This is a genomic window from Pantoea eucalypti (assembly GCF_009646115.1).
Classification (GTDB): domain Bacteria; phylum Pseudomonadota; class Gammaproteobacteria; order Enterobacterales; family Enterobacteriaceae; genus Pantoea; species Pantoea eucalypti.
Map to the genome: position 1 here is coordinate 1001267 of NZ_CP045720.1, position 22188 is coordinate 1023454.

Annotated in this window: 21 protein-coding genes, 1 other RNA gene and 2 pseudogenes; 8 read left to right on the forward strand and 16 right to left on the reverse strand. The window is 49.6% G+C overall.

All coding sequences use genetic code 11. The features are described from left to right. Positions 1 to 15: 15 nt before the first annotated feature. From EE896_RS04730 to EE896_RS04745, 4 genes are read right to left on the reverse strand one after another with little or no spacing between them, the layout of a single operon-like run. The gene (locus tag EE896_RS04730) at positions 16 to 1005 is read right to left on the reverse strand and encodes an ABC transporter permease (protein ID WP_008926751.1); all 990 of its coding nucleotides are present in this window, start codon (positions 1003 to 1005) and stop codon (positions 16 to 18) included. Beyond that, positions 998 to 2503: a sugar ABC transporter ATP-binding protein gene (locus EE896_RS04735; RefSeq protein WP_140915750.1), complete on the reverse strand. Its 1506-nt coding sequence runs from the start codon at positions 2501 to 2503 to the stop codon at positions 998 to 1000. The genes EE896_RS04730 and EE896_RS04735 overlap by 8 nt, the downstream gene beginning before the upstream one ends. Position 2504: 1 nt before the next feature. After that, the gene (locus EE896_RS04740; RefSeq protein WP_140915749.1) at positions 2505 to 3488 is read right to left on the reverse strand and encodes a substrate-binding domain-containing protein; all 984 of its coding nucleotides are present in this window, start codon (positions 3486 to 3488) and stop codon (positions 2505 to 2507) included. A 12-nt stretch (positions 3489 to 3500) separates the two neighbouring features. Continuing rightward, entirely contained in the window at positions 3501 to 4331 is an 831-nt protein-coding gene (locus tag EE896_RS04745; RefSeq protein WP_008926749.1) for a DeoR/GlpR family DNA-binding transcription regulator, read from the reverse strand. A 623-nt stretch (positions 4332 to 4954) separates the two neighbouring features. On the opposite strand from EE896_RS04745, the gene EE896_RS04750 reads away from it, so the two are divergent. Continuing rightward, positions 4955 to 6106: an ABC transporter substrate-binding protein gene (locus EE896_RS04750; protein WP_008926748.1), complete on the forward strand. Its 1152-nt coding sequence runs from the start codon at positions 4955 to 4957 to the stop codon at positions 6104 to 6106. Between the two features lie 50 nt (positions 6107 to 6156). Then, complete coding sequence (cirA, locus tag EE896_RS04755) at positions 6157 to 8130, forward strand: catecholate siderophore receptor CirA (protein WP_008926747.1); 1974 nt, start codon at positions 6157 to 6159, stop codon at positions 8128 to 8130. 174 nt (positions 8131 to 8304) lie between these two features. On the opposite strand, the gene oxlT is transcribed toward cirA, so the two are convergent. The 3 genes from oxlT to EE896_RS22350 all read right to left on the reverse strand — a co-directional run bounded on the left by oxlT (position 8305) and on the right by EE896_RS22350 (position 10676). After that, complete coding sequence (gene oxlT / locus EE896_RS04760; RefSeq protein WP_140033127.1) at positions 8305 to 9579, reverse strand: oxalate/formate MFS antiporter; 1275 nt, start codon at positions 9577 to 9579, stop codon at positions 8305 to 8307. Positions 9580 to 10084: 505 nt separating this feature from the next. After that, positions 10085 to 10381 carry a contact-dependent growth inhibition system immunity protein gene (locus tag EE896_RS04765; protein ID WP_140033128.1) on the reverse strand — a complete coding sequence of 99 codons (297 nt, stop codon included), beginning with the start codon at positions 10379 to 10381 and terminating at the stop codon, positions 10085 to 10087. 7 nt (positions 10382 to 10388) lie between these two features. Beyond that, on the reverse strand, positions 10389 to 10676 hold the full coding sequence (locus EE896_RS22350; RefSeq protein ID WP_238329310.1) for an RNase A-like domain-containing protein: 288 nt from the start codon (positions 10674 to 10676) through the stop codon (positions 10389 to 10391). Between the two features lie 992 nt (positions 10677 to 11668). Here EE896_RS22350 and EE896_RS04770 point away from each other — a divergent pair. Continuing rightward, a complete protein-coding gene (locus tag EE896_RS04770; protein WP_008926744.1) occupies positions 11669 to 11890 on the forward strand; it encodes a hypothetical protein in 222 nt (73 codons plus the stop codon). Between the two features lie 316 nt (positions 11891 to 12206). Here EE896_RS04770 and EE896_RS04775 read toward each other — a convergent pair whose 3' ends face one another. Further along, a complete protein-coding gene (locus EE896_RS04775) occupies positions 12207 to 12671 on the reverse strand; it encodes a hypothetical protein (protein WP_140915748.1) in 465 nt (154 codons plus the stop codon). Positions 12672 to 13083: 412 nt separating this feature from the next. Next, positions 13084 to 13513 (reverse strand): annotated as a pseudogene (locus EE896_RS22540) (hypothetical protein); the annotation flags it as partial. A 327-nt stretch (positions 13514 to 13840) separates the two neighbouring features. Between EE896_RS22540 and EE896_RS22545 the strand changes: the two are divergent. Together EE896_RS22545 and EE896_RS04785 are read left to right on the forward strand one after the other, a co-directional pair. Then, positions 13841 to 14398: a hypothetical protein gene (locus tag EE896_RS22545; RefSeq protein WP_238343229.1), complete on the forward strand. Its 558-nt coding sequence runs from the start codon at positions 13841 to 13843 to the stop codon at positions 14396 to 14398. A gap of 381 nt (positions 14399 to 14779) precedes the next feature. Then, positions 14780 to 15052: a hypothetical protein gene (locus tag EE896_RS04785; protein ID WP_140915747.1), complete on the forward strand. Its 273-nt coding sequence runs from the start codon at positions 14780 to 14782 to the stop codon at positions 15050 to 15052. Positions 15053 to 15070: 18 nt separating this feature from the next. On the opposite strand, the gene EE896_RS04790 is transcribed toward EE896_RS04785, so the two are convergent. The 4 genes and pseudogenes from EE896_RS04790 to smpB form a co-directional block, all read right to left on the reverse strand. After that, positions 15071 to 15388, reverse strand: coding sequence for a hypothetical protein (locus EE896_RS04790; protein WP_140915746.1), 318 nt, complete (start codon positions 15386 to 15388; stop codon positions 15071 to 15073). A 177-nt stretch (positions 15389 to 15565) separates the two neighbouring features. Then, positions 15566 to 16249 (reverse strand): annotated as a pseudogene (locus EE896_RS22355) (phage integrase central domain-containing protein); the annotation flags it as partial. A gap of 175 nt (positions 16250 to 16424) precedes the next feature. Next, positions 16425 to 16786: a transfer-messenger RNA gene (ssrA, locus tag EE896_RS04800) on the reverse strand. Positions 16787 to 16829: 43 nt separating this feature from the next. Next, entirely contained in the window at positions 16830 to 17312 is a 483-nt protein-coding gene (gene smpB, locus EE896_RS04805; RefSeq protein WP_003848573.1) for an SsrA-binding protein SmpB, read from the reverse strand. Between the two features lie 158 nt (positions 17313 to 17470). Between smpB and EE896_RS04810 the strand changes: the two genes are divergently transcribed. Beyond that, positions 17471 to 17905 carry a type II toxin-antitoxin system RatA family toxin gene (locus EE896_RS04810; RefSeq protein ID WP_033761455.1) on the forward strand — a complete coding sequence of 145 codons (435 nt, stop codon included), beginning with the start codon at positions 17471 to 17473 and terminating at the stop codon, positions 17903 to 17905. Next, positions 17898 to 18191, forward strand: coding sequence for an RnfH family protein (locus EE896_RS04815; protein ID WP_008926723.1), 294 nt, complete (start codon positions 17898 to 17900; stop codon positions 18189 to 18191). The genes EE896_RS04810 and EE896_RS04815 overlap by 8 nt, the downstream gene beginning before the upstream one ends. Positions 18192 to 18287: 96 nt before the next feature. On the opposite strand, the gene bamE is transcribed toward EE896_RS04815, so the two are convergent. The 3 genes from bamE to nadK form a co-directional block, all read right to left on the reverse strand. Further along, positions 18288 to 18635, reverse strand: a complete 348-nt coding sequence (gene bamE, locus EE896_RS04820) for an outer membrane protein assembly factor BamE (RefSeq protein ID WP_003848578.1) — start codon at positions 18633 to 18635, stop codon at positions 18288 to 18290. Positions 18636 to 18821: 186 nt separating this feature from the next. After that, positions 18822 to 20483, reverse strand: a complete 1662-nt coding sequence (recN, locus tag EE896_RS04825) for a DNA repair protein RecN (RefSeq protein WP_140915745.1) — start codon at positions 20481 to 20483, stop codon at positions 18822 to 18824. Positions 20484 to 20567: 84 nt separating this feature from the next. Continuing rightward, the gene (gene nadK / locus EE896_RS04830; protein ID WP_003848582.1) at positions 20568 to 21446 is read right to left on the reverse strand and encodes an NAD(+) kinase; all 879 of its coding nucleotides are present in this window, start codon (positions 21444 to 21446) and stop codon (positions 20568 to 20570) included. Positions 21447 to 21568: 122 nt separating this feature from the next. Here nadK and grpE point away from each other — a divergent pair, with 122 nt between their 5' ends. Next, positions 21569 to 22150, forward strand: coding sequence for a nucleotide exchange factor GrpE (grpE, locus tag EE896_RS04835; protein WP_003848585.1), 582 nt, complete (start codon positions 21569 to 21571; stop codon positions 22148 to 22150). Positions 22151 to 22188 lie beyond the last annotated feature (38 nt).

The following is a 22188-nucleotide window of genomic DNA, read 5'->3' on the forward strand; positions in this document are numbered from 1 at the left end:
CATCAGTGCCCTCTGTCACACGAAACTGACGTCAGTTTCTTTGCGTTTTTTGTAATGGGTCACGGCGATCGCAATCATGATGACGCCGCCAACCACGATATTCATGAAGTAGTTCGATACTCCCACCAGATTGAGGCCGTTCTTCAGAATGGCGATCAGGAAAACCCCCATCAGTGTGCCGCTGACTGTGCCTTTGCCGCCCATCAGGCTGGCGCCGCCCAGCACTGTCGCCGCCAGGACATCAAGCTCACCGCCAACCAGCGCATTCGGCACCACTTCGCCCATGCGATAGACCTGTACCAGCCCGCCAATCGCCGCCATCGCGCCCAGCCAGCCATAGGCGAAAACGTGGATCAGTCCAACGCGAATACCAATACGACGGGCTGACTCCGCATCCCCTCCGACGGCGTAAAGCTGACGGCCCAGATTGGTTTTGTTCAGCAGCAGGGCCGTTACTGCAGCAATCAGCAGCATCGTGACCAGGGGCAGGCCCACCTGAAAGCTCTCTCCCTGCCAGCTGAACGGCAGCACGTTGCGCAGCGTGATCCACCACTCCGGCAGCGAATAGAGGCTGCGGCCACCGGTTACCCACATCAGCAGTCCGAACAGCAACGATTGCATGCTGATGGTGATGATGATGGAGACCACCCGCAGCGTGGTAATCAGGAGCGCATTGATTACGCCGAACAGCGTGCCGCACATCACCGCCAGCACAATGCTGAGCAGCGCATTATCGAACTGGAACTGCACAAAGAGTGACGCAAGCAGGTACTGCACCACGGAGGCGACAGCCGCAAAGGAGATATCGATACCGCCGGTGACCAGCACCACAAACAGACCCAGTGCAAAGATGCCGGTGACGGCATAGCTCTCAGCCAGATCCAGCAGATTCTGCATGGTGAGAAACTGATCGCTGGCAACCGAGAAAAACAGAATGAATGCCAGCAGTACCCAGGCGAGCCAGCCCTGACTGGAGTGCGGACGAAAACGGGAAAAGTCAGGCATTGATCACCTCCGCCAGCTGCTGCTGCTCGACGCTATCAGGTTGGTATTCGGCATGGATCGTGCCATCGCGGAAATGCAGGATGCGGTCGCAGTTGTACCAGACCTCTGGCACTTCATCGGAGATCAGAATGATCGACAGGCCCTCTTTCGCCAGCTCATGGATCAACTGGTAAATACTGGCCTTGGCACCCACATCTACCCCAACGGTAGGCGAGTCGAGGATCAGAATACGCGGCTGGGTCAGCACCCATTTCGCCAGCACAATTTTCTGCTGATTGCCGCCGGAGAGGGTAGAAATGGCGAGGTTCGGATCGGCCACGCGCACGCCAAGCTGCTGAATCCACTGCAGGATCAGCTTGTTCTTGCGGTATTCATCAATCAGGTGAAACCGGTTCTGGAGTTTGTCGAGGATCGGCAGCACCATGTTGTCTGCCACCGACTGCTGCTGCACCAGGCCCAGCGTCAGGCGATCTTCCGACACATAGCCGATACCCGCTTTGATTGCATCTTCATGGCCGCGAAAGCGTACCGGCTTACTGTCGAGCCAGATTTTACCGCTGTCGGGACGTGTCATGCCGAATAGTGAGAGTGCCAGTTCAGTGCGTCCGGAGCCGAGCAGGCCGCACAGCCCAAGCACCTCGCCTTCATACAATTTAAAATTGACGTTGTGATACTGGCCGGCGCGGGTTAAATCTTCTATCTGCAGAATGGCGCGATTGTCGTTGCGTGTCGGCGCTTTCAGCTGATAGTCGAGTTTCAGACCGGTCATCAGCTCTGTCAGGTGGTGCGGTGTCATCTCCCGCGCGGGCCAGCAGCCCATTTTGCGCCCGTCACGGATTACCGTAACGCGGTCAGAAATCTCCAGCACTTCATCAAGCCGGTGGCTGACAAACACCACGCAGATATTTTTGTCTTTCAGATAGCGTACGGTTCGCAGCAGCTGATTTACTTCGGTTCGGGTCAGGGAGGCGGTGGGTTCATCCATGATCACCAGCCGCGCATCGGCGACCAGGGCACGGCAGATCGCCACCTGCTGACGCTGCGCGATGGAGAGCGCTGCGACCTTTTCATCCAGATTCAGGTCGAACTTTAACTCATTAATAATGCTGCGCGCGCTTTCCTGCAGCCGCGTGCGGTGGTGCCAGCGCAGCAGGCCGTTGAGGTTATGCTCAAAGGCGATGTTCTCTGCCACGCTCAGGTTGGGAAACAGCGACAGATCCTGATAAATCACCTGGATACCGAAGTCGCGCGCCTGCCGGGTAGTGAGGCGCGGCAGTGGCGCGCCGTCGCCCAGGGTGATGCGGCTGCCGCTGTCCGGGGCGTGCACCCCGGAAATCACTTTGATCAGAGTGCTCTTGCCACAGCCGTTGGTGCCAGCGAGACAGTGCACTTCGCCTGCCAGTAAGGTCAGGGAGATATCGCTCAGCGCGCGGTTACCACCAAATGTTTTCGACAGGTTATCGAGCGCAATCAGTGTCTGTGGAGTGACCTCTTGCATATCAAAGCCCCATTTTTACCAGTTTTGGCAGGTTTTCTTTATCCAGACCCTCTGTGTTGTTACCGAGAATGGTGTGGGTCTTTTCATCCACTTTTACCTTGCCCAGCCCCTCAATCGTCATGCCGTCAGTAATCGGCTCTTTCTTCTGCATCATGTCGGCAATACGCACAAAGACTTCGCCTGCGGTCTCAGGATTCCAGATGTAGCCGCCTTTGATGGCGTTACGCTGAACCAGGGAGGCACCCTGTCCCGGACTGAAAGAGCCAAGGACACAAACCTGATCGATTTTTTTACGGTTCATGACCGCACGTCCGGCACCGATTGGCCCCTGCGAACCAAACGCCAGGATGCCTTTCAGATCCGGATATTTAGACATCAGCTCATTTGTGGTACGGATGGAGTCATCCAGTGATTCACCAACGCCAAATTTGTCGGTGACCAGCTGCATTTTGGGGTAGTGCTCTTTCTGATAAGCGAGTGCGGCGTCAGTCCACTGCTGATGCAGCGGCACCGTCAGGCTGCCCACATACATGGCGTATTTGCCTTCATCGTGCATGCACTTCGCCAGTGCTTTCATATGATTGATGCCATGGGTTGTCGCATCGACCAGTTCAAAATCCCAGTTGGCGCCCTGCTGACCGGGAGACTCATGGGTAATGACTTCGATACCGGCATCGCGTGCCCGTTTCAGCACCGGCTCCAGCACTTTTGGATCGTTGGGGACTACGCCGATGATATCGACTTTCTGCGCAATCAAATCTTCAATGGCACGCACCTGAAGTGCCGGGTCAGCGGCAGTAGGGCCGACCATCCACGCATCAATACCGCGCTTCGCTGCTTCACTTTTAATGCCGGTTTCCATGGCATTGAACCAGGGAATACCGCCAATTTTGACCACAATACCCATACGCAATTTATCAGCAGCTTGCGCGCCCGTGGCGGCAAACAGAGCAAGTAAAGAGCAGGCGATAAGATGTTTTTTCATACAGACTCCGGGTTAATTTTTAATTAGCTGCATGGATTGATAACGCTGTGAACAGACGATGACATTAACGCCATTCCACGCCAGTTCCTGTTCAAGCTCTTTATCTTTTAATTGGTCAGTAATAAGAAAATCGACATCGCGGTAATGACATATCCGGGCGAACGAGGGCCGCAGAAATTTACTGCCATCCATTAAAAGATGTTTTTTTTCGGCGGCCAGCAGCATCTGTTGTTTCAGGTGTGCATTATTCTCATTGCCTTCGCGTAAATATCCGTCGTTACCCAGACTGCTACAGGAAAAAAATATTTTATTAATCTGAAATTCCCGTAGTGGTTGCTCAGCCACCACCCCATGGAAAGCCTCATCACGATCGGAATATTCACCGCCCAGACAGATAGTGCGAATACTGCCGCGAGCGGCAAGCGTCTGTACGATGCGCAGCGAATTGGTTAATACCGTTAATTCAATGTCTGGCAACTGTCGCGCCAGATACCAGCAGGTGGTACTGCTATCCAGTAAAATACAGTCGCCGGGGCTGATAAAGTCGAGCGCGCGTTTGGCAATAATCATTTTTTCATCAACGTGCTCGTTAATTCGCTGCCGAAAAGTTAATTCACTTTGGTTAGCGATTCTGCTATTTCCTTGTGTGCCAGTGTTCTGTTTTTTTATCAGAACGGCGCCGCCATGGCTGCGTTGTAATAAACCGCGCTTTTCAAGCTGGCTTAAATCACGCCGAATAGTTTCCTGTGAAACCTGACACAGAGTGACCAGTTCTGAGACAATTACCCGGCCATTTATATTAATCTCATTAATAATTCTTTGCTGTCTTTCAATCGGCAACATACTTATCCTCCGATGGATATAAAGTACTGGAAGCAGACACGGGAAAATGTGGACTGGGCAGGAGTCCACGTGGGTAAATTTCGCTGGCGTTTATAAGGTGATGAAGTCGAAATATTTCATGAAAAATATTGCGGCTCATTACATTATTTAGTGATTTTGCTCACATAATTAGCCTTATACGGCAGGTAGCAATCACCAAAAGGGTTAATAAACTATATAGACATTGTTGCTATGGCGTGACTGTTTATGACCGTTTGTGTGGGTTTGACCGTTTAAATCCACACCTGACTTTCTCAGCGTTCCTGTTAAGTCACCTGAGGGTGATGGAAAGAGAAAAAATAACAGACTCAGTCCTGGTGATTCAGACGAAAATCAAGCTGTTCCGGCAATGGTTCTTCCGCTGAGCGGTTTCTGCTTTTATGATCACGAGACTGCCGTAATGGAATGCGCAGCCTCGTTCACGCTTTTCATCTTTCAGTTTTGTGACTCTCTGACCGTTGTTTATGGGCGCTTTAGTGCGCTCAATCACCGGGCTGCGTACAAATGTAAATGTAATTGATAATAGTTATCGTTTACATTATTGTTCGTTCTTCTTCAGGGAAACGCAAAGGAATCGGAAGAAGATGAATTATCCTCAGAAATTAGTAAAAGTGCTTTCTGGCAAGCAGGTAGCTGCCGGATTCGCAGGCCTCACGTTCGGTTTGCTTAGTGTAACGGCACAGGCGGTCACCGTCACAGACGTTGCGGGACGCACGGTTACCGTGCCGGATGATGTTCAGCGTGTGGTTCTCGGAGAAGGCCGCTTGTTCTTCGCTCTTTCGCTGCTTGAGGGCCAGAAACCGTTTGACCGAATCGTCGGCTGGCAGGGCGATTTCCGTAAACTTGACCCGCAAACCTACGCCACCTATCGGGCGAAGTTCCCGCAAATCGACAACATTCCGTTGATCGGCACGACCAGTGCCGACACCATCAGCCCGGAAAAAGTGCTGACACTGAATCCGCAGCTGGCGATTTTCGGTCTGTCGGGGCACGGTCCCGGCAAAGGAAGTGAGCTGGTGAAACAGCTGCAAAACGCCGGTGTGCCCGTGGTGTTTGTGGACTTCCGCACTTCTCCGCTCAAAAACACTCTGCCGAGTATGGAACTGCTGGGGAAAGTACTGAACCGCGAGAAACAGGCGCAGGAGTACATCCGCTTCTATCAGGAGAATATTAAACGCGTCACCGATGTCACCCGCGATATCCCGATGCAGGATAAACCGAAAGTCTTTATCGAACTGCGGGCCTCCACAGCAGATGAATGTTGCCGCTCAGCCGGTAACGGCAACATGGGTGATTTTATCGATCTGGCGGGTGGCGTGAATATCGCTAAACCTCTGCTGCCGGGCGCGCTCGGTCAGGTGAATCTGGAAAAAGTCATTGCCGCGCAGCCGGATGTCTATCTGGTCAGTGGAGGTGCCAGACCACCGAAAGCGGGTGATCCGCAGCCGGTCAGTTTAGTGCTGGGCGCGCAGACCACACCAGAACAGGCGAGCGCCAGCCTGAAGCCGCTGCTGGCGCGTAAAGGCATCAGCACGCTGAAAGCCGTGCAAGAGGGGCGCAGTTTTGGCATCTGGCATAACTATTACAACTCTCCCTATAACGTGCTGGCCGTTCAGTACTTTGCCAAAGCATTTTATCCGCAAAAGTTTGCCGGGCTCGATCCGCAGAAAACACAAAAACAACTTTATAAACAGTTCCTCGCTGTCGAACCGACCGGCACTTACTGGACAGAGTAAAAGGAACTTTGCCCCGGCTGCCGGGGCGTTTTACCTCTCGGAGAGAAGAAATGGTTAAGACTAACTTTACACCTGCCGTTAAAGCGGGGCTGTTTGCACAACTGATTACTGCCACGATGCCGGTGATGGCGGAAGAGGCCAGCGAGGTAAAAGAAAATGAAGATCAGATGGTGGTTACAGCCTCCTCTGTCGAACAAAATCTCAAAGATGCCCCCGCCAGTATCAGCGTAATCACTCGCGAAGATCTGCAGAGAAAACCGGTACAAAACCTCAAAGAGGTGCTGAAAGACGTTCCCGGCGTACAGCTCACCAATGAAAGCGATAACCGACAGGGTGTCAGCATTCGCGGACTGGGCAGCAGCTACACGCTGATCCTGGTCGACGGCAAACGCGTGAATTCCCGCAACGCCGTCTTCCGCCATAACGATTTTGATCTGAGCTGGATCCCGGCAGAATCGATCGAACGTATTGAAGTGGTGCGCGGGCCAATGTCCTCTTTATATGGGTCCGATGCGCTGGGCGGTGTGGTCAACATCATCACCCGTAAAGTCGGCACCCAGTGGCATGGCACGCTGAGCGCAGACACCACCGTTCAGGAACACCGCGATCGCGGTGACAGCGGCAACGGCAATTTCTTTGCCAGCGGCCCGCTGGTTGACGATTTACTGGGCGTGAAAGTTTATGGTGCGCTGGGTAAACGCAATAAAGATCAGGCCAGTTCCGCCAGTGGCAGCACTGGTCAGCCGCGCATTGAAGGTTACACATCGCGTAATGCTAATGTGGAATTCTCACTGACGCCGGATAAAGATCAGGACATCACGTTCGGTTACGGGATGGATCGTCAGGATCGGGATTCCGACACGCTGGATAAAAACCGTATCGAGCGCGAAAACTACTCGCTCGGCCACGCTGGCCGCTGGGGAGTGGCGAATACCGAACTGCGTTTTTACGGTGAAAAAATCGAAAATAAAAACGCCAAAACCATTACCTCGAAAAACAATTCTCTCGACGGCAAAGTCGTGATCCCGCTGGGTGATTACACTCAATTCCTGACGTTCGGCGGTGAATACCGCAATGATAAGCTGGAAGATGCGGTAAACATGAAAAATGGCGGCAGCGTGCAGGCTAATCAGTATGCGCTGTTCCTGGAAGATGAATGGCACATCTTCGAAAACCTGACGCTGACTGGCGGCGTACGCATGGATGACCACGAGAACTACGGCGTCAACTGGAGCCCGCGTGCCTATCTGGTCTACAACGCCACCGATACGGTCACGTTGAAAGGCGGCTGGGCATCCGCTTTCAAAGCGCCTTCTCTGCTTCAACTGAGCCCGGACTGGCTCAGTGGTTCATGCCGCGGGAGCTGCAATGTGGTGGGCAATAAGGATCTGAAAGCAGAAACCAGCGAAAGCATGGAGTTCGGACTCTATTACGCCGGTCAGAGAGGGTGGCTTGAAGATGTTACCGCCAGCGCGACGGTGTTTCAGAACGACATTGACGACATGATTACGGTTATCCGCACCGCCAACCGCAGTCTGGCGCCATCCTATCCAAACTTTGCCGGATTTGATGCCAGCGGCAATCCGATCTTCCGCTATTACAACGTGAATAAAGCACGGATCCGCGGGCTGGAAACGGAGCTCGGTCTGCCGGTCGCCGACAAGCTGAATCTCCGGCTGAATTACACCTACAATGACGCCCGCGATCTGAGTAACGGCGGCAACAAACCGCTGTCTGAACTGCCGTTCCACACGACAAATGCGACGCTTGACTGGAAACCGCTGGAGGACTGGAGCTTCTATCTTTCCGCGAATTACAAAGGCAAGAGCCGCACGGTGACCGATGGCAATGCAACACCAGGCGGATATACCACCTGGAATACCGGCGGGTCATATCAGGTGAACAAAGCGGTGAAAATCCGTGCTGGCGTTCTGAACCTGACCGATAAAGATCTCAACCGCGACGACTACAGCTATAACGAAGATGGCCGCAGATATTTCGCGGCTGTTGATTACAGTTTCTGATCGTCAGCGCCGGCCGGGACATCAGCAGTCCCGGCTGTTTTTGCGCTTTAAGTGGTTACTACGGGTTCCATCAGAGCCTGACATCAGAATCAGTCCGTCCTGACGATGCATTGTAAGAACGCAGAAGATGCCTGTTCAGTTCTGATCTCATTCAGCGATGTCACTCACCGACAATTAATGTGCACGATTATTTTGCGCGTGCATAAAGCGTGCACGCCAGGGCTTGAGCACCCACAACGCCAGACCGGCCGTGATAAAGTCGAAGGTAATCGCGCAGCCAAAGACCAGGTGCCAGTTATGGGTGTGCTGATACATCAGCGCCGCCAGCGGCCCACCAAAGATCGAGCCAATTCCCTGAGACATATAGAGCCAGCCATAATTCGTGGAGGCATTTTCACTGCCAAAAGTATCGGTGAGTGTGGAGGGGAACAGCGAGAAGATTTCACCCCACCCGAAGAACACGACGCCTGAAAGCAGTACGAACAGCACGGGATCTTCACGGCAGGCGAGCCACAACGTCATCGCGACACCTTCCAGTGCGAAGGCAATAAACATGGTATTTTCGCGGCCGTAGCGGTCGGAAATAAAACCAAACAGCGGGCGCGTCAAACCATTGGTGAAACGGTCGATGGTCAGCGCCAGGGGCAGGGCGGCCATACCGAAAACGACAGCTTTGCTGATGCCGAAGTCTTCGGCAAAAATCGCCATCTGCGAAGTGACCATCAACCCTGAGGTCGACATCATTGTCATCATCATGAACATCAGCCAGAACAGCGGCTGGCGCAGCATTTCTCTGGATTTAAACTGGCGCTGGCCTCGTACGGGTGACGATGTGTTGCTGACCGGCATCATCGCGCTGCTTTCAGGCAGCCTCAGGTTCTGGCTGGCGAGAAGGCCCACAGCGGCGAAGATGAGACCAAATGTCGTCATCGTCTGTTCCAGCCCGTAGCTATTAAGAGAAATGGAAATCGGGAAGGTGGTAAAAATCGCACCCATGCCATAGCCTGCCGCCACTGTTCCGGCGGCAAAACCGCGTTGCTGTGGAAACCACTTCATCACCAGTCCCACTACGCCGATATACACAATCCCCGTCCCCAGTCCGCCCAGGCAGCCATAGACCAGATAGAGAGCCGTCAGGCTATCGACCCGGGCCGCGATTACCCAGCTGAAGCCCGCCATCAGCGTACCGATGGAGATCAGCAGACGTGGACCAAAGCGCTCAACCAGCCGGCCCTGGAAGGGTGAAAAAAAGGTCTGCAGAATAATCAGCAGCGAGAACGTGACCTGCAGTTCCGCCAGCCCGACGCCGAGTTTGGCAATCATCGGTTTGGTTAACAGCGTCCAGACGTACTGCGGGCTGGAAATAGCCGCCATGCAAATGAGTCCAAGCAGAAGCTGCACCCATTTGCTGTTTTTCGCTATTACCACCGGTTCGCTTATCGAGGTCATTATTATGTCTCCACTTTACGCTCTGCTACACAGCTGAAATCAGTCTGCTCTGTTTACACACTGTTCTGGCATTGCGCAGTTCCAAACCTTTGCCTGCTGCTAATGCCAGATTACTGAGACCGATATGCCGGTACATAGGTGTAAGAAGAGAATTAAGCAGAAAATGTGCCAACAAAAATAACCATTAATATCAACATGTAATAAGATGGCTTAGAGGTTTAGTGTGATGAAGTGCAAAGATTTAGTGCGCTGAGATGGTGCGTGGGAAAGCGCTGGTGGTCAGAAAGGTAGCCGGTGGTTTTGGTTTTTAGGATGATGCGCTGAGAGGGGCTGTCGTAAAGAGCTTTAACCGGTGGCTGAAAGATTGGGTATGGAATGGGTAGATTCAGGCTGTATGAAAAAACTGGAAACGCAAATAGCCCGTAGGGTTTTCATCTTCGGGGCTTTAGGGAGTTTGATGATGGATCGGGTAATCATCAACCAGGAAAATGTACTCCTGAAAGCCTTATTTCTCTGAAGAGATCTGACGAACAGTCATCAGGAATTCATGAGCAGTGGTTTCCCAAAGTTCAGGGGCAAAATCAAACCCATATCGTTTCCTGAATTCCTCTTCGACATTGCCACCATAGGCTGAGATAAAATCGTCAACTTCTTCAACGAGATCATTAAGCATCCAGTCTGGTACTGACTTTTTGAAAAGCCGCACGATGCCTTTGATCGTATCCTCGCCATCATTGATGATGTCTGCGTCCTGATTGAAATAACCGAAAATCAGTTGGTCAAGAAAGTGGAATTTTTGCATTTTCTACCTATAAATCCGGGAATGCTGTGAGAAGGTAGTAGGGTTTGCCGTTATATTGCTGAAACTCGATAACAACTCTCACATTTTTCATGACTATTCGCTGGCTACCTCCGCGCCGGAAACCATAGCCGATTGCTTTGCCAGATGCATTGCGAATAGTCAGCCTGCCTCCGCTCAACACCGATTTTATTTCGTCACGGTTAGCGAAAAGCGCTTTCGATATAGTTTCTTCTGCTGACCGTACCTGTGTCCAGTCACTGCGTCCGGGCGTGGAGGTGCACGGCCAGCGGGTCACAAAGATGCAGCTGAACAGCGACACCATGACAATCGCCTGGACGCCGCGAAACCGCACAACAGGCCAGCCGCTGCTGAGTTTCTGCCAAAGTTCGACAATTGAAAAGAGTGAAAAGAATTTCAGGAATTTTTAGTAATAGGATCTCCAAAAGGAGCTAAAGAAAAACATAACTTATTTTTATAGCTTAAAATAATTCTGTTTATGTATATTTAAATGGATCGTCTTTTAGATAACATGTTTATAATTATAATCGTTAAATAACTATATAAATCAATTTTTAACATGGGGTCTAATTAGTGGTGGTGCTGGAATATAGTTCCAATGGAAATCCTGCGTCAGATTAGATATTCTCAACCCGGGACATAATTTACTTATAAGGAAGAGTATGGACGCAAAGCAAATTGCTTATGGAATTGTGGATGGTATGTCATCGATTCCTTCGGGCATGTATCAGGGAGTTAAAAGAACGTGGCAGGGTAGCGGCCTTGCAGGGAGCGATCTTAAGAACCGGAATCGAAGGGAAACAGAACGATTTATGCGGTTGGTTAAGGCCAATACAGGCAGGCATGAACCAATCCGATAGCTGATTACTATTGTGATTTTCGATTTTTATGCAAAGCTCGATAATGAGAGTAAGTAAGCTATTGATAGTAAACTGGGTTATGGTGCTGGCAGGCTAGGGGGAAGGGTAGGTTCACAATTTATTCTGGCCCAGTTTATAGCTAAAAAAATATTAACTCGTATTGTTACTGCTGAGACCTTTAAGCGGTTTGTGAGAGTTGGTTCGTCGCTATCGTTGAACCTTCTCATGATTCAAGGGTTAATCGAAGAGGCTTCACTCGCATCAAGACGGATGCAAAGCAGATTCCTAAAGACTTATTCTAAGGTTTCCCGACTGAATTTGGATATGGTCTATTTTCTTGTTGAGAAGCCACTTGAACCCTATCTGATGTACATCAACAGCCATACATTAATGTGTAAAGGTATACAGAATGAACTCTGCAAAATCATTTCTACTAAAATTCGGTAAGTTCATAGGTATACAAACTACTAATGTGGTTGAAGCTTTTTCCACGGGGATCTGCTCCTTCGCAGCATTTTTCTCGTTGTTTATATTTGGAGGCTGGCCATTAAAGATTGTTGGTTTTTTTGGTTTTTTCATACTGGCCTGGTTTATCGCTTATCTAATGGATAAGCTAAAAGGTGAAGCATGATTATTATGTCACATAATCTGTAAGTTATGATATTAAACGCTAAAGCCATGATACTAATCATGGCCTTTTTTATTGCGTACTTTCTCTTATCAAAACCAGCATATCTCAAGGATGTGCTCTATGGAGTAATTGCTGGTGATCCTTTAACCACTATGTGATCTGGCTGTGTGGTGAATACTGGAACGTAACCCTTTAATTTATTTGGCTGGCGAAGTCTGAATGGATTTTTTATCTTTGTGAATTTAAATGAAAATTATTGATTATAAAATTGTTGGTACACCTAAATGTATAACAATTGCTTTTGCTAAATGGTTTTTTATGCAGGGGAGGGCGATGGCTTTGCATCTATCTTCAGATACGCTTTCAGACCTGAAGAGCGTTTTACGCCACGCGGATCCGAAAAGAAAGGGATACGGAGCTTTGGTGAGTCGTTCACTTTAATTGTCCAGACAGACCCGCCAATGAAATTGAACTCAATGATTTCGTGATTGACAGACAGCGCCTCGAAAGAACCTGACGAATATGCATTGCCAACCTGCAAACTTTCAACAATACCCTGACTCAGGCTGATGAGAGTAACAGTAAGAAACTCTTCAAAGATCACATCATCCGTTGTGAAAAGAATATACCTATCATTGTCGACTTTAACGGAGGCTTCGAGTACCTGTCCTTTTATAGTGATACCCGTCGGTTTGTTATCGATTAATACTTCAGAAACGGCCTGCTGAAAATCAGTCGCTTTACTTTTCTCAATAAGCTTTACCGAGAGAGTTTGTTCCATGACTATCTCCATACTGGAAAAATTAAATAATATGAAGTTGGATAAAAATCACAATAAGTCCAGGTAGCAAACAGCATGAAAAACCAAATGCAAAAGTATAGTAAAGCGGTTTGAGAGTATTTATCTTTTTTATATTTTGACTTTCATGTGCAAAATTATAAGCATTATCGCTCCTGTTTAAAAATAAGATTTTTTTGTTTTGTTTTAATCGCATGAAAAAATAGGCCATTAGAGGTGAACCTCTATATCCCATATTGCAGTGCAACAAGTAAGGGGGGGGAAGTGTATGCTTTTGTTGGAAGTCTGAGATCAATTCCTTGTAGCGAGACCTGTTAATCAGATACAAAATAACACTTACTACTAAGCAAACTAAAGGAAGCATAATCAAGACCATCAGGACCGATTTCATTTCTCAAATTCCCATGTATTCATAGATAGTATCCATTACAGAATCACTCGCTTTAGCACCTGCATATCATAGCCCGCAGCTATTGAGCCAACAGAAGCGCAGACTACCGCGCCGGTTCCTGCTGTGGCGATCCCTATTGCTGCGCATACACCTACACCTGCGAAAGAACCGGCTGCGCCAGCTCCCACACCCGTTAAGGTCGAAGCACCAAACTTACCATACTCTTTGAATGCGGTTCTTTTACATTCGCTCTCACGTCCTTTAACGCAGGCATTGAGTACGTCATTCGTGGTCCAGCAAAGGCAAACCCCATTCCTATGTAACCACCTGATTTCAAGAACTTTGCCGCTTTTGCTGCATTGCCTGCATAACTTGAATATCATGCCAGCCCCACTGTAGACCATTCATGTACCAGGGAGCGACTGGGTAGGTTTTGATCTACTCCCAGTATCAGATACAACCTTCAGTTAGTAATATAGAATTATCGTGATTGCCTTTTGTTTGCTTTCTCAAATTTAATATCAACTATCATTATATTTTTTTCGGATTTTAACGTTTTTATTATTGAGGGTTAGGTTGGATTGTTAATTTAAATGACTATTTTAGTTCTGTCATTTTTAATGAATTTTTTAAAAGCTAAATGATAAGTGGATATCTTTTCTTCGATCAGGTCAAACAAAGATGATAAGCAAAACTACTGGATAATGCAGTATTCAAGAGTTATTCTGCAGGCAGCTTAACATATAACTGAGGATAGAGAATGGAAGTTATCCCTGGCGATATACAGTCAAGGCTACAGCTAGCCATTTCTAAAGCGGCAGTGCTCTTACCCTCTGACGTAGGTCAACAGCTTCTTGCTATGGTCACCCCATCAGCATTAGCAACTATGGCGGGGGTCATCGTGGTTTGGGCTGGTGCGCACTTTTTTGGGATTGGTGAAATCGCTGATTTAGTGCTTCTCATTGTAGGCTGGGTAGCAGTAGGGGGCGTAGCGCTTGAAGCGGCTAAGAAGTTGTTTGATTTTGCCACGAAGACTAACGCAGCTCGTAGCGAAGGAGATCTTGACGTTGCTGCTAAGGATTTAGCAGACGCGATCACTCTGATAGGCGTTAATACTGTCCTAGCACTTCTTTTGAAGAAGAAGCCTGGTGATACATTTAAGACTCCTTTCAGGGGAGTAAAAATGCCCAGATACAGCAGCGATATTGGAAGGAAAATGAACCTCCCTCGCAATGGAGGCTGGCGTTATACTCCTAAGATAAAAATCACAAAGCATAGTGACGTCGTTCAGGGACGCACAAAACCCTGGGGGACGTAGAAGTAGGACGCAACTACTATCCTGGCGCAATGTCGAAAGATGACGCATATTTGCAGATGCTTTCAACTCTTTATCATGAACAGGTACACATGGCAATTGCGCCTAAGTTCTATTTATTTAGAGAACTTAGGGTTTTCATGAGACAAAGCGCATATAATAAATCATATATATTACGATACCTGGAAGAGTCACTTGCTGAAACTATTGGCTTATTAAGAGCCAGAGGATGAGTAGGGAATATATCATTGAAGGCTTCAAGTTCCCTCTTGGAAATACTTACGAAATTACCTATACATTATTGCGGCATGAAACCGCAGGTATTCTTTTGGGTCCAGTAGTGGTTGGAGGGTTGATGTATAATGTTTGGTATGGAGTTCAGCAATGATATCGCAAAATAAAGCTGTTGAAATTGCCAAAGAATATGCAAGGGAAACAGGTCATGGTTGGGACGAACGTTTTCATGAGGCTGTGAGAGCGTCTTTTGATGGCAAATCTGTTTGGGTTATTTCAACCTCAGATTTAAAATTTTCTGAAGATCTTCCATGGATGATGGAAAGTATGCCTAATCCAGTTAAATATTATATAGATGTCTCTAGTGGTGAATGTATTGCAGTAGGGGGAAAAGGCAGTGCGATTCTTCGATTAAATAAATGAAAATGTTCATTATCGACTTTATAAAATATGAGAGTGTTTTCGCAAAAATTTAAATGCTTTGTGTGCGGGCTTCAACGGGATAAAAATATACAGAATTGTGAAGCCTGCTAACAGTGTTATCGAATAAGATACAAGGTTTTCTTGTGTACCGCTGCGAATGGTATAAATGAGTCCTGCGAGAAGGATAGCTATTAATATCATTGCAGCTATGAATCTTTTCTTTAACTGTGAAAGGAGCCAGGGATAAGGATAACCGTTTTTATCAGCATGCTGGCGTATCACAGAGACTTCTTTTTGTGTAAACCCCTCTTTTAAAAGCATTTCTTCGATTTTCATTTTATTCATAATGAATGTTATTTATTTGTCTTACGATAGTCAGATTGTAACTCATTACCCAAGCTCTATACAAACCGGACCGGTATTGGTAAGGCTTCTGGTTTTTTAATTTTTAGCAATAGTTCTTTAATGCTAACATTTCCGCATTAAATATGTGCTTTTAAAATTACATGTAGCCAAAAAGCCTGGTAATTCTGAAGGAGGTAATGCTGGCATATTTTTCTTTTTAGATTTTTGAAGGCGCTCTGCAAAGATATCAACGGGATTGAACTCAATCAGTTCCTTGGTAGCTATTCAACGAAAAATTTCATTTAGCCGGGAGATAATGCGCCTCAGGGTTTCAAGACCCCCCGCGCTGTTCGATTGGATCAAGCTGATGCTTCAAGAGTTTGGGCCGAATCTCTTTAATCGGAACATTGTTCAATCCAGGGAAGACGTTACGTTCAAGGCTACGCCAGATATCAGCTACATGATCTTCTAAAATCACTGACGTTCTTTTCTTCTCTTCCAGCCACTTTCTTGCCACCACCTACAAGGTGTGTTCAGTGGACGCTTTTAATGCATTCGCTTTGTCGGTCTTATGCGTTTGCAGATCAATCTGCTGGGCGAGTAGGGCAAGGTACTGATCTCTGAGAGAGCTATCTTGCGCGAATATAAGGTAAGGGTAAGTACCCAAACTCATTTTCGTTCGTTTCTTAGTCACAGGAGTCGCATACCTGAAGTACCAGTTTTCATGCCACCTTTCATGATCGGCGATATGCGCAAAAACAAGCTGTCATCATCAAAGAGGTTCACTTCCTTCTCGGCAGGCTTAGTGTTTTTGATTTGATTATTATTGAGTTTAGTGACGATTTTCGGCATGTTCGGCCCCTCAGATTTTGGACCCATGGGGCTGGGGCGAAAACAGGGTGTCATTTGGCGTGGATTCTAGCCACTCTCAGTGGACTGCTATGGACACAAAAAAACCCGCAAAGCTTTCACCTTGCGGGCTTTCAGGACTTCGATGATGGTTCTGGTAACCATCATCCAAGAATTTTGGTGGAGCTGGCGGGAGTTGAACCCGCGTCCGAAATTACTACACCGTCGGCACTACATGCTTAGTCAGTTTTTACATTCGCCGGTTAGCTGCGAACAGACACGCCACTAACAGACTATCCTGATTGGATTTAACGCTTCAACCCCAGGCAAGGCATCCACGCGATCTCTTTTGGGTTTGACTTCTCTTGATCCCCGTCTTAAGAGCGGAAGCTAGGGAGAGAAGGCTAAAAGCAGGTTATTAAGCTGCTAAAGCGTAGTTTTCGTCGTTTGCGACTATTTTTTTGCGGCTTTTTACGAGGCAAACCGCCCCTCGGCATGCTCCTAAGGCTTCACAATCCCGTCGAGTCCAGAATCAGCCCCAGAACTTCAAATACTAGCAACAAAACAAATCAAAATCCAGTGCTTAACGCTTTGAATTCTTCATGATACGTGCTTTATCTAGTTTCCATTCACGGTCTTTGATATCGTCGCGCTTGTCGTGCTCTTTCTTACCGCGTGCAACACCAATCTTCAGTTTGCACCAGGCGTTTTTCCAGTACAGCGACAGCGCCACGATGGTGTAGCCTTCGCGGTTAACGCGGCCATACAGTGAATCAAGTTCACGTTGCTTCAGCAGCAGTTTACGGCTGCGCGTCGGGTCACAGACCACATGGCTGGAGGCAACGGCTAAGGGTTGAAAGGTTGAACCGAACAGAAAGGCTTCGCCATCGCGCAGCAGAATATAGCTGTCGCTGATGTTGGCTTTACCGGCACGAAGTGACTTAACTTCCCATCCTTGTAACGACAATCCCGCTTCATACTCCTCTTCAATGAAGTACTCGTGGCGGGCGCGTTTGTTCATGGCAACAGTGGCAGAACCGGGTTTGTGTGCTTTTTTCTTTGTCATAGTGCGGCGTATTTTACATCACTTAGTCGGTTATCGCATCCCCAGTCCAGCGGGGCGGCAGGAAACGGGATATTCTAGCACACCCTCACTCGGGGACATTTTTGTTTAATCGCTGAAAATGCTATTATTCAGCGGTTTTGTGATGAACAGGAACCATTATGGCTCAGATTAGTCGTTCGGCGCTGGTCCCGTTTAGTGCCGGGCAGATGTACCAACTTGTAAATGATGTGGATGCCTATCCGCAATTCCTGCCGGGTTGCACCGGAAGCCGCGTGCTGGATGCGTCTGAGAATCAGATGACGGCGTCCGTGGATGTGTCGAAAGCGGGCATCAGCAAAACGTTTACCACCCGCAATACCCTGACGGATAACCAGAGCATCCATATGCAACTGGTTGATGGTCCGTTCCGCAAGCTGACTGGCGGCTGGACGTTCGTCTCGCTGGGCGATGACGCCTGCAAGGTTGAGTTAAGCCTGGAGTTCGAATTTACCAATATGCTGGTAGAGATGGCCTTTGGGCGGATCTTCAAAGAGCTGGCCAACAGCATGGTGCAGGCTTTCACACAGCGCGCTAAAGAGGTTTACCGTGCCTGATATCTCCGTCGAGGTGGTCTATGCCTTGCCTGAAAAGCAGTATCAGCTCTATGTGAAAGTGGAGCAGGGCAGCACGATTGAACAGGCCATCCTCAAATCAGGACTACTTGAACTGCGTCGTGAGATTGACCTCGCCAGTAACAAGGTCGGCATCTACAGTCGGCCAGTGAAGCTGGATGATGTGGTGAATGAGGGCGATCGTATCGAAGTCTATCGTCCGCTGATTGCCGATCCTAAAGAGTTACGCCGGCAGCGCGCAGAACGAGCGGCAGAAAGCAAAAAATAAGCCCTTATCCCATCAGATACAGCGGATACCCGGCATAAAAAAAGGCGCTCAGTGCGCCTTTTTGCTGTCTGTTGTTTCTGACAATCTTACGGGCAATCAGTCGTTGTTCTGTGACAGATTCTGCTTGTTGTCGATATTAGTCAGAACGCCGTTACCATCAAAGGTCAGCGTCAGCGTCTGCTGTTTTACGCCCTCATGACCTGGCTCCTGACGGAAAACGTAATACCAGACGTTGCTGCCAAACGGATCTTTCATCATCGGCGTACCGAGCGTGTAAGCCACCTGCTGCTGTGTCATACCGGTATGAATCTTGGCCACATCGTTGGCAACCAGATAGTTCCCCTGGTTGATATCAGGACGATAGACCACGCGCTCTAAGGTGGAACATCCGGCGGTCATCATCAACATTACTACTGCCGCGGCAGTCAGCGTTTTACAGCGCATCTATACATTCCTTTTCCGGGGCCAAACGCCTTTTAAAGGCGGCTTTCTTGCCATCAAAATCTGAACTCTGCCTGCGGCAGGCTTTATTACTCTGGCGACATAAGTGCCGATGATAATAAACCTTTTCGCTGTTGGAAACCTCTACAGAGCAAGCATATGACCACGGAGGGTTAAAAAAGTGCGCTGCTATGCGGCTAAAAGTTCTTTTGCGTTGGCCAGGGTATTGCGTGTGACCTCGCTGCCGCCCAGCAGTCGCGCCAGTTCCTGCAGACGCGCCCGCTTGTCCAGTGGCTGCATATGGGTTTCAGTCATTGCGCCATCGGTCTCTTTGCTGACGTAGAAGTGCTGATGACCACAACCGGCCACCTGCGGCAGGTGAGTCACACACATCACCTGGGTCGATTCACCCAACTGACGCAGCAGTTTACCGACCACGGCAGCGGTCGGGCCGCTGATGCCGACATCCACTTCATCGAAAATCATCGCCGGTGTTTCCATTTTCTTCGCGGTAATCACCTGAATTGCCAGCGCGATACGCGACAGTTCACCACCCGAAGCCACTTTGCCCAGAGGCTGCAGTGGCTGGCCTGGGTTAGTGGTGACCTGGAAATCGACGCGGCTCGCGCCGTCTGCCGTGAGCTGATCCGGATTAAAGGTCAGCGCAATTTTAAACTGGCCGTGCGGCATGGAGAGCAGATGCATACTCTGGGTGATCAGCTGCTGCAGTTCGTCAGCAAAGTGGCTGCGCTGCTGATGCAGTTGCTCTGCGCTTTTCAGCGCGGCCTGATAATGTTCACCCACCAGTGACTGCAGGCTCTCCTGATCGCTTTCATGCTGTGAGAGCAGCTCCGCTTCTGCCAGCAATTGCTGATGCAGTTCGGGCAGACCTTCCGGCGTGACGTGATGCTTACGGGCCAGCGCGATCTGACGTGAGATACGCTTTTCCAGCTCATACAGGCGGTTGGGATCCATATCCAGACTGTCACAGTAGTGACGCAGCTCATCGCTGGCTTCGGTCAGCTGAATGGCGGCTTCTTCCAGCAGGTTGTGCACGCCGTTCAGCTTCTCATCCAGCGAAGTCAGTTCAGAAATCATCTCACGCGCCGTATAGAGCAGGCTGTTGAGATTCGTGTCATCGCTGTCTGCTAACAGCTGCAGTGCCTGCTGGCTGGTCGACAGCAGTTGTCCGCTGTTAGCCAGACGCTTGTACTCTTCATCGATCTGCTCATATTCACCCGGCTGCGGTGCGAAGTCGTTCAGCTCTTTCAGTTGATACTGCAACAGCTCGCGACGTGATTCGCGTTCCTGCGCCTGCTGCTGATGCAGCGCCAGGGTGCGGCAGCTCTGATTCCAGGTCTGATAGCTGGCGCGCATTTGCTGCAGCAGCTCGTCGTGACCGGCATAGGCATCCAGCAGATGTTTCTGATGATCAGGTTTAAGCAGAAGCTGATGGGCATGCTGACCGTGGATCTGGATCAGCAACTGGCCGATGTCGCGCAGCTGAGAGAGCGGCACTGCTGTGCCATTGATAAAGCCACGGGAGCGTCCGTCAGCGCTGATCACCCGGCGCAGCAGGCACTCGTTGCCCTCATCCAGATGATTATCGACCAGCCAGCGCTGGGCAGAAGGGGAGGACTTAAGCTGAAAGCGAGCACAGAGGTCAGCCCGGCTGGCACCCTGACGCACCATGTCAGCATCAGCACGACCGCCCAGACACAATCCCAGCGCATCAATGGCGATAGACTTGCCGGCACCGGTCTCACCCGTGATAGCTGTCATGCCGCGTTGGAAATCAATGTCGAGCTCACGAACGATAGCGAAATTACTGATGGTCAGTTGGGCCAGCATAGGTTCACCTGTATGAATAAACACATATGGTTTTTCATACAGTATAAACTGGTTTTTTATCCAGTAAAGAGGCGAGGCCGGTTTTCAGAACAATTTTTTTGACCAGCCCAGTTTCGAACTCAGCGTATTGAAATAGCTATAGTTTTTGGGATGGATCAAATCAAGATGACCGGCACTGCGGCGAATCAGTACATCCTCGCCCTCCTGGATGGGCAGCGCAATCTGGCTGTCACAGCTGATCTCCAGGTCACTGCGACGTGAAGAAAAGCGTAAACGGATGGTACTGCTGCTGTTGATCACCAGTGGCCGCGCGGAAAGCGTATGCGGGAACATCGGCACCAGCACAATCGCCTCCAGTGACGGCGTCAGAATAGGGCCGCCCGCCGAGAGTGAGTAGGCTGTAGAGCCGGTGGGCGTTGAGATAATCAGCCCGTCTGAGCGTTGGGAAAAGGCGAACACTTCATCAATGTAAACTTCAAATTCGATCATGTGTGCCACTTTGCCAGGGTGCAGTACCACTTCATTGATGGCAGAGCCGATACGGGGCGAGCAGTCCGATTTGCACACCTGCGCTTCCAGCAGAAAGCGGCTCTCGACGAAATAGTTGCCCTGCAGCACCTCATCCAGCTGTTGCTGTGCGTTATCCGGATCGAGGTCAGTGAGAAAACCGAGATTACCGCGGTTAATGCCGATCACTTTGATGTCATAACGCGCCAGCACCCGCGCTGCGCCCAGCATATTGCCGTCACCACCCACCACGACGGCTAAATCAGCCTGCTGACCAATCTCCGCCAGCGTGCCCGTCTGTACGTCGTGAAGCGACAGCTCCTGGGCAATCTGCTTCTCAACGATCACCTGATAACCTTTGGCCGTCAGCCAGCGCCAGAGCATCTCATGCGTGGTTAACGCAGTAGGATGGCGCGGATGACCCACAATCCCAATGCAGTTAAAGTGTTTGTTCATCTGGTCGGTGTTCCTTATAAGCCAAAACGGCAAGGCAATGTGATAGGTTCCCTTGAATCCGTCATACCAATCCCCATAATAAGCCAACCAGCGAAATGAATGTGCAAAACGCGGAGAAATTCATGAGTAGTAAAGAACAGAACACCCCAAACGAGCAAGTCTCAGACGAAATTCAGCAGGATCAGCAGCAACCTCAGGAAGCGGAGACAGCAGCAGAGGTGGATCCGCGTGATGAGCGTATTGCTCAGCTCGAAGCTGAATTAGCGCAGTCGCAAACCGGTGTGCGCGATGCCCAGTTGCGTGCGCAGGCTGAAGTTGAGAACATTCGTCGTCGTGCCGAAATGGACGTTGAGAAGGCGCATAAATTTGCGCTGGAGAAGTTTGCCAACGAACTGCTGCCAGTCATCGACAGCCTGGAACGTGCGCTGGAAGTGGCAAACAAAGAAGACCCGCAGCTGGCATCCATGATCGAAGGGATTGAGCTGACCCTGAAAGGCCTGTTGGGTGCCGTGCGTAAATTCGGTGTTGAAGTGGTAGGCGAAACGGGCGTGCCATTTAACCCGGAAGTGCATCAGGCAATGTCGATGATGGAGTCTGAAGAGTTTGAGCCTAACCATGTCATGCTGGTGATGCAGCGTGGCTATACGCTGAATGGTCGCCTGCTGCGTCCGGCGATGGTGGCGGTTTCTAAAGCTAAAAGCTGATTCAACGCCTGAATCCTGTCACACGGCCGCGCACTGAC

Bases quoted from the DNA above. Each gene is read 5' to 3' on its own strand.
- bamE (WP_003848578.1), bottom strand. From the start codon at position 18,635: ATGCGCTGTAAAACGCTGACTGCCGCGGCAGTAGTAATGTTGATGATG.
- grpE (WP_003848585.1), top strand. From the start codon at position 21,569: ATGAGTAGTAAAGAACAGAACACCCCAAACGAGCAAGTCTCAGACGAA.
- nadK (WP_003848582.1), bottom strand. From the start codon at position 21,446: ATGAACAAACACTTTAACTGCATTGGGATTGTGGGTCATCCGCGCCAT.
- cirA (WP_008926747.1), top strand. From the start codon at position 6,157: ATGGTTAAGACTAACTTTACACCTGCCGTTAAAGCGGGGCTGTTTGCA.
- EE896_RS04770 (WP_008926744.1), top strand. From the start codon at position 11,669: ATGAACTCTGCAAAATCATTTCTACTAAAATTCGGTAAGTTCATAGGT.
- oxlT (WP_140033127.1), bottom strand. From the start codon at position 9,579: ATGACCTCGATAAGCGAACCGGTGGTAATAGCGAAAAACAGCAAATGG.
- EE896_RS04740 (WP_140915749.1), bottom strand. From the start codon at position 3,488: ATGAAAAAACATCTTATCGCCTGCTCTTTACTTGCTCTGTTTGCCGCC.
- EE896_RS04735 (WP_140915750.1), bottom strand. From the start codon at position 2,503: ATGCAAGAGGTCACTCCACAGACACTGATTGCGCTCGATAACCTGTCG.
- EE896_RS22545 (WP_238343229.1), top strand. From the start codon at position 13,841: ATGGAAGTTATCCCTGGCGATATACAGTCAAGGCTACAGCTAGCCATT.
- EE896_RS04745 (WP_008926749.1), bottom strand. From the start codon at position 4,331: ATGTTGCCGATTGAAAGACAGCAAAGAATTATTAATGAGATTAATATA.
- EE896_RS04785 (WP_140915747.1), top strand. From the start codon at position 14,780: ATGATATCGCAAAATAAAGCTGTTGAAATTGCCAAAGAATATGCAAGG.
- EE896_RS04790 (WP_140915746.1), bottom strand. From the start codon at position 15,388: ATGAAAATCGAAGAAATGCTTTTAAAAGAGGGGTTTACACAAAAAGAA.
- EE896_RS04765 (WP_140033128.1), bottom strand. From the start codon at position 10,381: ATGCAAAAATTCCACTTTCTTGACCAACTGATTTTCGGTTATTTCAAT.
- recN (WP_140915745.1), bottom strand. From the start codon at position 20,483: ATGCTGGCCCAACTGACCATCAGTAATTTCGCTATCGTTCGTGAGCTC.
- EE896_RS04730 (WP_008926751.1), bottom strand. From the start codon at position 1,005: ATGCCTGACTTTTCCCGTTTTCGTCCGCACTCCAGTCAGGGCTGGCTC.
- smpB (WP_003848573.1), bottom strand. From the start codon at position 17,312: ATGACAAAGAAAAAAGCACACAAACCCGGTTCTGCCACTGTTGCCATG.
- EE896_RS04750 (WP_008926748.1), top strand. From the start codon at position 4,955: ATGAATTATCCTCAGAAATTAGTAAAAGTGCTTTCTGGCAAGCAGGTA.
- EE896_RS04775 (WP_140915748.1), bottom strand. From the start codon at position 12,671: ATGGAACAAACTCTCTCGGTAAAGCTTATTGAGAAAAGTAAAGCGACT.
- EE896_RS04810 (WP_033761455.1), top strand. From the start codon at position 17,471: ATGGCTCAGATTAGTCGTTCGGCGCTGGTCCCGTTTAGTGCCGGGCAG.